Annotated in this window: 12 protein-coding genes; 4 read left to right on the top strand and 8 right to left on the bottom strand. The window is 39.5% G+C overall.

What is annotated here, in order from left to right; translation table 11 throughout:
- Positions 1-20 precede the first annotated feature (20 nt).
- From ribH to queA, 8 genes are all read right to left on the bottom strand, one after another.
- Positions 21-491, bottom strand: coding sequence for a 6,7-dimethyl-8-ribityllumazine synthase (gene ribH, locus GWI59_RS16015; protein ID WP_023580887.1), 471 nt, complete (start codon positions 489-491; stop codon positions 21-23).
- Positions 492-703: 212 nt separating this feature from the next.
- Entirely contained in the window at positions 704-1858 is a 1155-nt protein-coding gene (gene ribD / locus GWI59_RS16010) for a bifunctional diaminohydroxyphosphoribosylaminopyrimidine deaminase/5-amino-6-(5-phosphoribosylamino)uracil reductase RibD (protein WP_006535127.1), read from the bottom strand.
- Positions 1859-1928: 70 nt separating this feature from the next.
- Positions 1929-2378 carry a transcriptional regulator NrdR gene (nrdR, locus tag GWI59_RS16005; RefSeq protein ID WP_006535128.1) on the bottom strand — a complete coding sequence of 150 codons (450 nt, stop codon included), beginning with the start codon at positions 2376-2378 and terminating at the stop codon, positions 1929-1931.
- A 115-nt stretch (positions 2379-2493) separates the two neighbouring features.
- A complete protein-coding gene (gene secF / locus GWI59_RS16000) occupies positions 2494-3462 on the bottom strand; it encodes a protein translocase subunit SecF (RefSeq protein ID WP_072063687.1) in 969 nt (322 codons plus the stop codon).
- Between the two features lie 10 nt (positions 3463-3472).
- Positions 3473-5320, bottom strand: coding sequence for a protein translocase subunit SecD (gene secD / locus GWI59_RS15995; protein ID WP_109399302.1), 1848 nt, complete (start codon positions 5318-5320; stop codon positions 3473-3475).
- A gap of 32 nt (positions 5321-5352) precedes the next feature.
- Positions 5353-5688 carry a preprotein translocase subunit YajC gene (yajC, locus tag GWI59_RS15990; protein ID WP_006535133.1) on the bottom strand — a complete coding sequence of 112 codons (336 nt, stop codon included), beginning with the start codon at positions 5686-5688 and terminating at the stop codon, positions 5353-5355.
- Between the two features lie 85 nt (positions 5689-5773).
- On the bottom strand, positions 5774-6916 hold the full coding sequence (gene tgt / locus GWI59_RS15985; protein WP_036911729.1) for a tRNA guanosine(34) transglycosylase Tgt: 1143 nt from the start codon (positions 6914-6916) through the stop codon (positions 5774-5776).
- 184 nt (positions 6917-7100) lie between these two features.
- A complete protein-coding gene (gene queA / locus GWI59_RS15980) occupies positions 7101-8174 on the bottom strand; it encodes a tRNA preQ1(34) S-adenosylmethionine ribosyltransferase-isomerase QueA (protein WP_115065096.1) in 1074 nt (357 codons plus the stop codon).
- A 107-nt stretch (positions 8175-8281) separates the two neighbouring features.
- Between queA and GWI59_RS15975 the strand changes: the two genes are divergently transcribed.
- From GWI59_RS15975 to GWI59_RS15960, 4 genes are all read left to right on the top strand, one after another.
- Positions 8282-8869 carry an acyl carrier protein phosphodiesterase gene (locus GWI59_RS15975; protein ID WP_109847911.1) on the top strand — a complete coding sequence of 196 codons (588 nt, stop codon included), beginning with the start codon at positions 8282-8284 and terminating at the stop codon, positions 8867-8869.
- A gap of 452 nt (positions 8870-9321) precedes the next feature.
- The gene (locus tag GWI59_RS15970) at positions 9322-9924 is read left to right on the top strand and encodes a peroxiredoxin C (RefSeq protein WP_006535139.1); all 603 of its coding nucleotides are present in this window, start codon (positions 9322-9324) and stop codon (positions 9922-9924) included.
- 309 nt (positions 9925-10233) lie between these two features.
- On the top strand, positions 10234-11994 hold the full coding sequence (gene ggt, locus GWI59_RS15965) for a gamma-glutamyltransferase (RefSeq protein WP_109399304.1): 1761 nt from the start codon (positions 10234-10236) through the stop codon (positions 11992-11994).
- 613 nt (positions 11995-12607) lie between these two features.
- The gene (locus GWI59_RS15960) at positions 12608-13237 is read left to right on the top strand and encodes a ferredoxin-like protein (protein ID WP_006535141.1); all 630 of its coding nucleotides are present in this window, start codon (positions 12608-12610) and stop codon (positions 13235-13237) included.
- Positions 13238-13259: the final 22 nt, after the last annotated feature.

The following is a 13259-nucleotide window of genomic DNA, read 5'->3' as shown; positions in this document are numbered from 1 at the left end:
CCTTAAGTTAAAACAGATGATTAGCCTTTTATGGCTTTAAGTACATTGATCATTTCAAGTGCTGTCATTGCCGCTTCAGCACCTTTGTTACCCGCTTTAGTTCCAGCGCGTTCGATAGCCTGTTCAATACTTTCCGTTGTTAATACACCAAAAGTCACAGGGATCTCACTTTGCATTGCAACTTGAGATAAACCAGAACTACATTCGCCAGCAACGTATTCAAAATGTGCGGTTCCACCACGGATAACAGTACCTAGTGCGATAACTGCATCGTATTTGTCGCTTTCTGCTAATGCTTTAACAGTTAATGGCAACTCATAAGCGCCTGGAACCCAAACGACGGTAATATTTTCAGAGGAAACTTGTCCAATACGTTCTAATGCATCAACAGCACCTTCTAATAGGCTGTCATTGATAAAGTTATTAAAACGGGCAATTGCAATTGCTACGCGTGCGTTTGGCGCCGCGACAACACCTTTGATTACGTTCATAGGTTACCTTTTTCTCCTATCCGCGGGGCGCGGATTTTATCATATTCTTTCCTTTTCTGCGCTCTGTTTTATTATTACACAGTAAAGGAGCCAAAAACCCTTGATAAATCAAGGCATTTAGTTGGCTGATAACGATGTCGTAACGACAGGAAATAACACACACGGCGCCATTTTACTACAAATAGCGCCGTAGACACACTTATTTGCGTCTATTAATAACGAGGTTTTAAACAAACTCTAATATCAGAGCCAATCTGTTGAAGAGAATCTACTGTAAATTCAGGTGCTTCGGATAATGATGAAAGGGGAGAAAGTGCAAATAAACCTCGTGCATCATCCCCTAAAATTTTAGGTGCGATATAGATAATAAGTTCATCAACAAGTCCGGCTTCTAATAATGCGCCAGCAAAATGCGCCCCACTTTCAACCCATACGGTATTGATATTGCGTTTACCCAATTGCATCATTAATAAAACTAAATCCACACCACTATTTTTGCCATTCGTTGGTAATAAGATCTCTGATACATTGCCTTGCCAGTCACTTGGCTGTAATTTTGTGCGCGCCAGCCAGCATTCGCCTTCAATTTGAGTGATTTTATGATTTTCAGTCACTCTATTTTGGCTATCAGCAACAATGCGAATAGGTTGGCGTAGCGTTTCTTCAGGATAAAGCGCTTTAATTTCATCTGAAAGCTCATCCCAACGTACATTCATAGAAGGGTTGTCAGCAAGCACTGTTGCACTTGTTGTTAAAATAGCACTAGCTTGAGCTCGGAAATTTTGTACATCTCGACGAGATGCTTTAGAGGTTATCCATTGACTTTCACCTGATGCTAACGCCGTTTTACCATCTAAAGATGCACCTAATTTTAACTGAATGTAGGGAAAGCCTGTTCTCATTCGTTTAAAAAAACCAACATTCAGTTTTTCAGCTTCTTGCATTAATATGCCATGTGAGACATCAATGCCCGCTGATAGTAATTTATGCAATCCACGACCTGCAACTTGAGGATTAGGATCTTGCATCGCAGCAACAACGCGTTTTACCCCTGCATTAATCAAAGCATCAGCGCAAGGTGGTGTTTTACCGAAATGGCTACAAGGCTCAAGCGTAACATAAGCTGTTGCCCCTTTTGCTTTATCTCCTGCCATTTTTAACGCGTTGACTTCAGCATGAGGACCACCAGCATGATGATGATAACCTTCACCAACAATCTCCCCTTCTTTTACAATCACACACCCCACATTAGGATTAGGCGATGTTGTAAAACGACCTAATGCTGCGAGCTCAATGGCTCGACGCATATAGTGTTCATCATGCAGGCTTTCATTTTCACTTGAATTGTTGCTGTTGTTATTTATCATAATAATTACATGTAATTTTATTATTTATCGTTATTTTTCAAATCATTAAATAAAGCGCTGAATTAATGTATTAATCCTGTAATTTTGCAATTTCTTCACCAAAATCACGGATATCTTCAAAACTACGATAAACAGAAGCAAAGCGAATATAAGCTACTTTATCGAGTTTCTTTAGCTGTTCCATAACAAAATTGCCAATTTCTTTTGAGGGGATCTCTCTTTCGCCCGTCGCTCTTAGTTGTGATTTGATATGGCTTATCGCAGCTTCAACATCATCTGAACTCACTGGACGCTTTTCTAATGCTTTAAGCATACCTCGACGAAGTTTCTCTTCATCAAAAGGTTCACGTATTTCATCACTTTTCACAACACGAGGCATCACTAACTCTGCTACTTCAAAGGTAGTAAAACGTTCATGACAGACAAGACATTGGCGACGACGGCGCACTTGTGAACCATCACCAACCAGTCTGGAATCAATTACCTTGGTATCTACGGCTCCACAAAATGGGCAATGCATAGTTATTCCTACTTTTGACAATACTCATAAACAGTGTACCTGTTCAGTGAACAAAAAACACCCTGTCAGTATACACTGGCAGGGTGTTTGCGATGTTTTATCAGAAAACGCTCTATTATGGTAAGAGTGTTGTCTGATCGGCACCCTCTTTTTCCACTTTTTGTACAATCAAGTGTTCACGTTTCATTCCCATTTTAAGTGCTAATGCAGAAGCCACATAAATAGAAGAAATAGTACCGATTGAAACACCAATTAACATAACTAAAGAGAAGCCCTGAAGCATTGAACCACCAAAGATATACAGCATTAATACAACCAATAATGTTGTTGCTGATGTCATGATGGTACGGCTTAATGTCTGTGTAAGAGAAACGTTCATAATTTCATATGGTGTTCCTCGACGAATCTTACGGAAATTCTCACGAATACGGTCTGATACAACAATACTATCGTTCAGTGAGTAACCAATAACAGACATCAATGATGCGACAATGGTTAAGTCAACTTCTATGTGGAACAGTGAAAGCACACCAAGTGTGATCACCACGTCATGCGCAAGTGCAATAACCGCACCCAATGCTAAACGCCACTCAAAACGGAATCCAACATAGATAAGAATACAGATAAGTGCGGATAACAACGCCATTGCACCTGTTTGAGCCAATTCACTCCCCACACTTGGCCCAACAAACTCAATACGTTTTACCACCGCATCGTTATCAACTTCAGCATTGATAACATCGATAACTTTCTTACCTAATTCTTGACCAGCCTGTCCTTCAACAGGAGGCATACGCACCATAATATCGCGACTGCTACCAAAGTTTTGTAACAGAGGATCTTTGAAGCCAGCTGTATCTAGGCTATCACGCATTTTATCAAGGTCGGCAGGTTGACTGAGATTGATCTCAATTACTGTGCCACCTGTAAAATCCAGTCCCCAGTTAAATCCTTTCATAGAAATGATAGCGATTGAAGCTATCAAAAGCAGAATCGAAATACTAAAGGCAACGTTGTCCCAACGCATAAAGTCAATGACTTTACGACCATGGTTTAATTGTTCAACAGTATAATCCTGTGCCACAACGTGCTCCTTAAATAGACAGTTTCTTAATGCGTTTACCACCATACAGCAGGTTTACAATCGCACGAGTACCGACGATAGCGGTAAACATGGATGTTGCAACCCCGATTGCAGTTGTGATAGCAAAGCCTTTAATTGAGCCGGTACCGACTGCATAAAGGATCACCGCTGTAATCAATGTGGTTAAGTTCGCATCAATAATACTGGAGAAGGCGCCTTTATAACCTTCATGGATTGCTTGCTGTACTGATCGACCATTACGTAGCTCTTCTTTGATACGTTCGTTTATCAGTACGTTGGCATCGACAGCGACGGCAAGTGTTAAGACGATACCCGCGATACCCGGCATGGTCAGTGTTGCGCCTGGTAATAGTGACATTACCCCAACGATTAACACTAAGTTTGCCATTAATGCAGTACTCGCAATCACACCAAATTTACGATAATAAATTATCATAAAGGCAACAGACGCAATCAGTCCCCATAAACACGCTTCTAAACCTTGGGTAATATTTTGCAGACCCAAAGTTGGACCAATCGTTCTTTCTTCAACGATTTGAATAGGTGCAATCAACGCACCAGCACGTAATAACAGAGACAATTGACGTGCTTCATTCGCATTTGAAATACCCGTAATACGGAAACTATTTCCTAAACGACTCTGAATATTCGCAACGTTGATAACTTCTTCGCTTTTAACCAATACAGCACGGTCATTCTCATCACGTTTACCGCTGTCTTTATACTCTACGAACAGTGTTGCCATCGGTTTACCGACGTTGTCCTTCGTAAAGTTAGACATGATAGAACCCCCCGCGCTATCAAGTGAAATATTCACTTGAGGTTGACCATATTCATCAGCCTGAGAAGTTGAGTCGGTAATGTGGTCACCCGTTAAAATAACGCGTTTATAAAGAATAGTTGGTCTACCTTCACGGGTATATTTCACTTCTGAGTCGCCCGGAATACGGCCTGTTTCTAAAGCAGAAGGATCAACGCTGGTATTGACTAAACGGAATTCTAATGTTGCTGTCGCACCTAAAATTTCTTTAGCGCGTGCGGTATCTTGGATACCCGGTAATTCAACAACAATTCGGTCAGCACCTTGGCGTTGAACTAATGGCTCAGCAACCCCTAACTGGTTAACACGATTACGTAAGATAGTAATATTTTGCTGTACTGCATAAGTACGCGCATCACGTAAACGTTCATCAGTAAAAATAGCTCTTAATGAGTTATTAGCACCATCTCTGAAAATGAGATCTTGGTTACGACGAGCCAGGTAATCTGAAGCTTTAGAGCGATCATCCGAGTTACGGAAACGAATTTCAACGCCATAGTTATCCGTTTTACGGATAGAAGAATACGGAATGCCTTCATCGCGTAATAATGTACGCAAACTTTCAACATTTTGTTCTTGAAGTTTACCTAACGCAGTTTCCATATCGACTTCCATCAGGAAGTGAACACCACCACGTAAGTCTAGCCCCAGTTTCATCGGCTCACCGCCAATGGCTTCTAACCATTTTGGCGTTGCCGGTGCAAGGTTAAGTGCAACAATGAACTGGTCGCCTAATGCAGGCAACAACACTTCACGAGCACGTAACTGAATATCAGGGTTACCGAAACGAGCTAAAATTGCACCGTTTTCAAGTGCAATAGATTTCGCTTCAATGTTTTCTTTATCTAATAAAGATCGAACTTGATCCAGTGTTTGCTCATTGGCGGCGGTTCCCCGCGCGCCAGTGATTTGAACAGCCGGATCCTCACCATATAGGTTAGGAAGTGCGTAAAGCAGACCGATGAGGATAGCGGCTATCAACATCAGGTACTTCCACAAAGGATAACGGTTTAGCACGGCAGTTCCCTTTTCCCTTTGGGGAAATGTTATTAAATAGCTTTCATTGTGCCTTTAGGTAATACAGCGGCAACAAAGTCACGTTTGATAGTTACTTCAGTTGTTTCATTCAGAGCAACAACGATATAGCCGTTATCTGAAACCTTAACAACACGACCAATTAAACCACCCGTCGTTAAAACTTCATCACCTTTACCAATAGAATCCATCAGTTTACGATGTTCTTTAGTACGTTTTTGCTGTGGACGTAGGATCATAAAATAGAAAATCAGAATAAAGATCACTAACATCGGTAAAATAGACATAAAGCTAGCTTCAGGTGCTGCTTGTCCAGCAGAAGCAACAGCATCAGAAATGAAAAAACTCATTCACTTTTCCTCATTGTTGTCGATATCGACGATATTCAAGTTATAAGCCCAATATCATACACAGAATTGGGCTTTCTCGTATACATTATTCACACTTAGTCGCACTGCCATTTAGCGGTGGGACAGGTTTTCCAATACGTTCGTAGAATTCGTGTACAAACTCTTCAAAACGCGAATCTTCAATAGACTGACGAATTTCAGCCATCAAGCGTTGATAATAACGCAAGTTGTGGATAGTGTTCAGCCTTGCACCTAAAATTTCGTTACAACGATCAAGGTGATGTAAATAAGCACGGCTATAATTTTTACAGGTATAGCAGTCACAATGTTCATCAAGCGTTGATGTATCAGAGCGATGTTTTGCATTACGAATTTTAATGACACCATCGGTTACAAACAGATGACCATTTCGTGCATTTCGTGTTGGCATAACACAGTCAAACATATCAATACCACGACGAACGCCTTCAACTAAATCTTCTGGTTTACCCACACCCATTAAATAACGCGGTTTATTCGCAGGAATTTGAGGGCAGACATGCTCTAAAATACGGTGCATATCTTCTTTAGGCTCACCGACTGCAAGGCCGCCGACAGCGTAACCGTCAAAACCAATTTCGACTAGCCCTTTTACTGAGATATCACGTAAATCTTCGTAAACGCCACCTTGAATAATACCGAATAATGAATTTTTGTTATTGAGTTCATCAAAGCGCGCACGACTACGTTTAGCCCAACGTAATGACATCTCCATTGAGTTTTTTGCGTAATCCCAATCTGAAGGATATGGCGTACACTCATCAAAAATCATCACAATGTCAGAACCCAAATCGTATTGGATCTCCATTGATTTTTCTGGGCTTAAGAAAATCTTTTCGCCATTAATTGGGTTACGGAAATGAACACCCTCTTCTTTAATTTTACGCATCGCACCTAAACTAAAGACTTGGAAACCGCCTGAGTCTGTTAAAATAGGGCCTTGCCATTGCATAAAATCATGTAAATCACCATGTAACTTCATGATTTCTTGACCAGGGCGTAACCATAAGTGGAAAGTGTTACCTAAAAGAATTTGCGCACCTGTTGCTTTCACTTCTTCAGGTGTCATTCCTTTTACTGTGCCGTAAGTACCCACAGGCATAAATGCGGGTGTTTCAACAACACCACGTTCAAAAATAAGGCGACCGCGGCGAGCATTACCGTCGGTTTTGTCTAATTCGTATTTCACTCATCCTCCAAGCATCAGAAAAACAGTCCAATGCGCAATAAAAAAACAGCATATTCTAATCATTTGTTAGACAGCTGTATATGTTACTTCAACAAAAAACCGTGCTTAGTCAAAGGGATTAATCCATAAAATTGAAATAACACTTCATAAAATGAAGAAAATCGTTAAAAAGAATAATAAATCTTTATTCTTGTCCGACTTTTTCATTGATAGCTAAAGGATTACGCGTAATAAACATCGCATCACCATAGCTGAAAAAACGATACTCTTGTTCAACAGCCTCTTTATATGCATTCATGGTATTTCTATACCCAGCAAAAGCAGAAACCAGCATGATTAATGTTGATTCTGGTAAATGGAAATTAGTAATCAACGCATCAATAACTTGGTATTGGTAGCCAGGATAAATAAAGATTTGAGTATCATCAAAGAAAGGAGCAATTAACGCATCGTTTGTTGCTTTCGCTGCACTTTCTAATGAGCGAACAGAGGTTGTTCCCACCGCAATCACTCTATTGCCGCGTGCTTTACACGCTAATACCGCATCAACCACGTCTTGTGGTACTTCTGCGTATTCAGAATGCATTGTGTGTTCTTCGATATTATCAACACGTACAGGTTGGAAAGTTCCTGCACCAACATGCAGTGTGACAAAAGCCATCTCAACGCCTTTTTCTTTTAAGGCTTGAAGTAATGGTTCATCAAAGTGCAACCCTGCAGTAGGTGCAGCAACGGCACCTGGGCGCTCGTTATAAACCGTTTGATAAAGCTCTTTATCCGATTCTTCATCAGGACGATCAATATAAGGAGGTAACGGCATATGCCCAATGCTATTCAAGATGGTAAGAACATCTCTTTCATCATCAAAGCGAATTTCAAAAAGTGTATCATGACGTGCAACCATAGTTGCTTGTACACTTTCATCTTCACCTAGTACAAGCGCAGCACCTTCTTTCGGTGATTTAGAAGCTCTAACATGAGCAAGAACACGATGTTCATCAAGCATACGCTCAACCAACACTTCAATTTTGCCCCCTGACGCTTTACGGCCATAAATACGCGCAGGGATCACCCGAGTATTATTAAAAACCAGCAGATCACCAGCATTTATTTTATCTAACACATCGGTAAAAATACCGTGTGATAAAGCACCAGTCTCGCCTTCTAACGAGAGCAAACGACAACCACTGCGTTGAGGTTGTGGATAGTGAGCAATCAAGGCCTCTGGCAATTCAAATGTAAAGTCTGATACACGCATAATTAAACGACTACTTTCATAAAAAACAGGCGGACTAGTCTAGTGCTGCCAGCTTATCAGTGCAACAAAGAAGCCCTTTTTTATTCAAAAAGCGCTATGATGATGTGATGAATTATCTTGCTCACTTACATCTCGCCTTTAGGGCAAAAAGCTCTCTATTAGGTAATATGATGGCAGATTACGTCAAAGGCACGCCTAGCTCTGATTACAGCCAAGCTGTTATTGAGGGCATTCGTATGCATAGACGTATTGATGTACTCACCGATACTCACCCGTTAGTTAAACAAGCACGTCTGTTGTTCCCTGCTGAATATCGTCGAGTCGCCCCTATAACATTAGATGTTTTTTGGGATCATTTTCTTTCTTTAAATTGGTCAACATTCGAACCAGATATCCCCTTAACTAAATTTGTCACCCAAACCCGAAATATTATTGAGCCTGATTTATGGCAAACACCTGAAAAATTCCAAGAGCTCAACGAATATTTGTGGTCACAATCTTGGTTAATTCGTTACGCAGACAAAGCCTATATTGCTCAAACATTGAAAGGAATGGCGAGAAGAAGACCACGATTAAGTGCACTTGAAGGCTCTTATATTGTACTTGAAACACATTACAATGAATTAAGTGAGATTTTTTGGCAGTTTTATCCACAATTGCTAGAAAGAGCACAACATCACCAACTTGATGACTGATACATTTGACTACCACTTTGAGTTTCATCTTTTTGTCATATTGTAGGATTACATTTGATATATCAAAGGGATAGTAAGTCAATTTATCATATTATTCGTAACGATTTGTTAACAAGCATAGTATTCATTTCCAAAGTTGATTAGAATGAATCGTTATACAAGGAGTCATAAATAATCCTACTTTATTGTATTAAGTTGATAACTATAATCTATCAAATAGATTGTTCTGATTAACTTTATCAATAGCGATTGATTATTTATGCTGTATGCATCATTTAAAAACAGGGTACACACTCTAAATAATTCGAAGTATAGCTAGGCGACAAGTGAATGAGTCACTAGGAGCATACAAAAGTATGTGACTAGTGCGAATGAACGAAGTCAACAACGCTACAACTTGAAGTATGACGAGTATAAATACCCTTAACTCTTTCAATCTACAGGAGTACATTATGGTTCTGGTTACTCGCAAAGCCCCTGATTTCACAGCTGCTGCCGTTTTAGGTAATGGCGAAATTGTTAATGATTTCAACCTGCATTCATTTATCAAAGGCAAACCTGCCGTTATTTTCTTCTGGCCAATGGATTTCACTTTCGTTTGCCCTTCAGAACTGATTGCATTCGATCACCGTTTTGAAGAGTTCCAAAAACGTGGTGTTGAAATCATCGGCGTTTCTATGGACTCAGAATTTGTTCATAACGCATGGCGTAAAACCCCAATTGATGATGGTGGTATTGGTGAAGTTAGATACCCAATGGTTGCTGATATCAAACATGACATCATCAAAGCTTACGGCATCGAACACCCAGAAGCGGGCGTTGCACTACGTGGTTCATTCTTAATTGACAAAGAAGGCGTTGTTCGTCACCAAGTGGTTAACGATCTGCCATTAGGTCGTAATATTGATGAAATGATCCGTATGGTTGACGCACTGCAATTCCACGAAGAGCACGGCGATGTTTGCCCAGCACAGTGGGAAAAAGGTCAAGAAGGTATGGGCGCATCTCCAGATGGCGTAGCTAAATACCTGAAAGCAAACTCTGGCAAACTGTAATATTTCAGTAAGCTACTATATTTCTAAAAGCCTGTGAAAACAGGCTTTTTTGTTTATTCAGCACTTATCTACTCTCTACTCATTTCTTATCAACTTTATTTATTACTGCAACTAGTAATACATAAGCTTATTGTTTACCTGCTTAAAGATAGTTTTGTGATCATCACATCAAAAAAAATTCTCCTCATCAATAACCTCTTTCTATACTTATTGTTACGCAATTGTTAACTCGTGTTAATAACAGCGTGTATACACTTATTTTTATTTGTCTTTACGCAAGATAACTCCCTGTTATTAACGGAGATAATGATGATCACTATAAAAAAAACTCACCTGCTGTTACTTACCACACTTTTTTCACCTGCACTCTATGCCGCCTATGAACCCGCGGTTGAAGCACAACAAGGTATGGTTGTCTCTTCTCAACATTTAGCCTCTCAAGTCGGAAATGATATTTTACAAAAAGGAGGGAATGCCATTGATGCTGCCGTTGCTGTGGGTTATGCACAAGCGGTGGTAAATGCTTGTTGTGGCAATATTGGTGGCGGTGGTTTTATGACAATACACCTTGCTGATGGCACAAATACCTTTATCAATTTTAGGGAAACCGCCCCCGCCTCTGCTTCTAAAAATATGTATTTAGATAAAGACGGAAATTTAGTTAAAGATGCCAGTCTATACGGTTATCTTGCGTCAGGGGTACCAGGTACAGTAAAAGGATTGAATTCAGCATTAGAGAAATACGGTACGCTATCTCGCCAAGATGTTATGGCACCAGCCATTAAACTTGCAAGAGAAGGTTATATTTTAACGCGAGCTGATACTGATGTGTTAGAAACAACAACAGAACGCTTCAAACAAGATCCCGAATCTGCAAAAATTTTCTTAAAACCAGATGGAACGCCATGGCAGCCGGGTGATCGTCTAATTCAAACTGACTTAGCCAATACACTTGAACTAATTGCAAACCAAGGTGATGATGCATTTTACCAAGGAGAAATCCCTAAAAAAGTTGAAGAAGCGTCAAAACAACATAATGGTCTGTTAACTCAAGAAGATTTTGCTAATTTTACTATCACCGAAACCCAACCTATCACCTGTACTTACCGAGGCTATGAGTTTATTTCTGCGCCACCGCCAAGTTCAGGCGGCGTCACTATCTGCCAAACACTGAATATTTTGGAAGGTTATGATCTTAAATCAATGGGCTTTAATTCAGCTGAATATGTTCATACTCTAACGGAAGCAATGCGTCATGCTTATATGGACAGAAATACGTTTCTTGGTGATCCTCAATTTATTAAAAATCCAACAGAAAAGTTATTAAGTAAAGCCTACGCCACAGAAATACGCCAACAAATTAAACCAAATAAAGCCACGCCATCAGAAAAGGTACAACCCGGTATTGCACCTCATGAAAGTCCTGAAACAACACACTATTCTGTTATAGATAAAGAGGGTAATGCCGTTTCAACCACTTATACGATTAATGGTCGTTTTGGTGCTGTTGTCATCGCACCAGGAACCGGATTTTTCCTTAACAATGAAATGGATGATTTCACCACTAAAGTGGGGGAAAAAAATCTCTATGGTTTAGTACAAGGTGAACGCAATAGTATCGCACCATTAAAACGTCCACTCTCCTCAATGAGCCCAACGATTGTGACTAAAGAAGGTAAACCTTTCCTTATTTTAGGATCTCCAGGAGGTTCTCGTATTATTTCAATAACCTTACAAACTGCGCTAAATATTATTGAGTTTGGTATGCCCCCACAAGAAGCGGTTAATAGCCCTCGCATCCACCATCAATGGCTACCAGATGAGGTTTATTATGAGCAACGAGGATTATCAAAAGACACGTTAGAAAAACTCTCTGCCATGGGATATAAAATGGTAGAACAAACCCCATGGGGAGCAGCTGAATTGATTATGGTCGGACTCCCTGGGGAAGAGGGTGTTCTCTCAGCTTCATCAGGTAACGATTCAGCTGTTTCTGGTGCAGTGCGTGAAGGTTATCTCTATGGTTCAAATGATGTTCGCCGCCCTGCTGGTAAAGCCGTGGGTTACTAACCATAAAATCACATGATACAAATGATAAAAGAAACCTTGTCTTGATTAGATAAGGTTTCTTTTTTTATAAAAATGATCTAGTCATGGTTTTACAATTTATTCATATATTTTTCTATTAATAATAATCAACACCAGATTTTGATTAAATAAATAATTAACATTTAATATCAATTTATTATTTAAATAATAATATTAGATAAAATATAAGAACAAACCACCTTTAATTTAATTTCAATAATAGAATATATATAAATGGTAGTTATTCTCTTTCGTAATTACAGATAAAAACAATAATCATTTAATTAAATAAAATTTAATAACACTCGCTATTTTTATTTCTATGATAGCTGTCACAGTATTAATTTTCTAATAACCACACTATCAAAGAGGATAATGAAAAATACGTAAAAAATGGAGATAACACATTGTAAATACAAATATTTAACATTTCACCACAATGTATTTTTATCATAAAAATAGTTGAAATAAATAATATATCCCTTAACTACATCGTTATTATCTTTTTTATATAACGATAAAGCAAGCGGATAAATAAATAATTTATCATCACAACTTATTTCTTATTAAATTAGTTAAGCGGAGATAAATATTAATGTCTGATACACATCATCGTCCAATCTTAGATATTGGGCTATCAAGACTAGAGTTTCTGCGAATATCCGGTAAAGGGCTGGCAGGGATCACAATCGCACCCGCATTGCTTTCTCTTTTAGGTTGTAAGCAAGAAGAAATAGACAGCGGCATTATTCAGCTAACCACTACACCTAAAGGTGTTTTAGTGACTAATAGAGCACGTTGTACGGGTTGTCACCGTTGTGAAACCGCATGTACAACATGGAATGATGGCAGTGTAGGCTCATTCTTCTCTCGTACAAAAATCCATCGTCATTTTTATTTTGGTGATAAAGGTATTGGCTCCGGTGGTGGGCTTTATGGCGATTTAAACTTTACAACAGACACTTGCCGCCAATGTAAAGATCCCGAATGTATGAAGGTCTGCCCAGTAAAAGCTATCCGTTATCAAGAAGAGTTCGGCTGTATTGTCGTTGATACACGTCGTTGTATTGGTTGTGCCGCCTGTACAACAGCTTGTCCGTGGATGATGGCAACCGTCAACCCACAAACTAAAAAATCCGGCAAATGTAATTTATGTGGTGAGTGTGCATCAGCGTGCCCAACAGGTGCGTTGCAAATCATTGAATGGAAAGAAATTACTGTTTAATAAATCCAGGCAATCACATCAC

The sequence above is a fragment of the Proteus sp. G2673 genome, from assembly GCF_009915125.1.
GTDB lineage: Bacteria > Pseudomonadota > Gammaproteobacteria > Enterobacterales > Enterobacteriaceae > Proteus > Proteus penneri.
This window is presented reverse-complemented; position numbering and strand designations above follow the sequence as displayed.

Coding starts and splice junctions, on each gene's coding strand:
- ribH (WP_023580887.1), bottom strand. CDS start 491: ATGAACGTAATCAAAGGTGTTGTCGCGGCGCCAAACGCACGCGTAGCA.
- ribD (WP_006535127.1), bottom strand. CDS start 1,858: ATGATAAATAACAACAGCAACAATTCAAGTGAAAATGAAAGCCTGCAT.
- nrdR (WP_006535128.1), bottom strand. CDS start 2,378: ATGCATTGCCCATTTTGTGGAGCCGTAGATACCAAGGTAATTGATTCC.
- yajC (WP_006535133.1), bottom strand. CDS start 5,688: ATGAGTTTTTTCATTTCTGATGCTGTTGCTTCTGCTGGACAAGCAGCA.
- queA (WP_115065096.1), bottom strand. CDS start 8,174: ATGCGTGTATCAGACTTTACATTTGAATTGCCAGAGGCCTTGATTGCT.
- GWI59_RS15975 (WP_109847911.1), top strand. CDS start 8,282: ATGAATTATCTTGCTCACTTACATCTCGCCTTTAGGGCAAAAAGCTCT.
- GWI59_RS15970 (WP_006535139.1), top strand. CDS start 9,322: ATGGTTCTGGTTACTCGCAAAGCCCCTGATTTCACAGCTGCTGCCGTT.
- ggt (WP_109399304.1), top strand. CDS start 10,234: ATGATCACTATAAAAAAAACTCACCTGCTGTTACTTACCACACTTTTT.
- GWI59_RS15960 (WP_006535141.1), top strand. CDS start 12,608: ATGTCTGATACACATCATCGTCCAATCTTAGATATTGGGCTATCAAGA.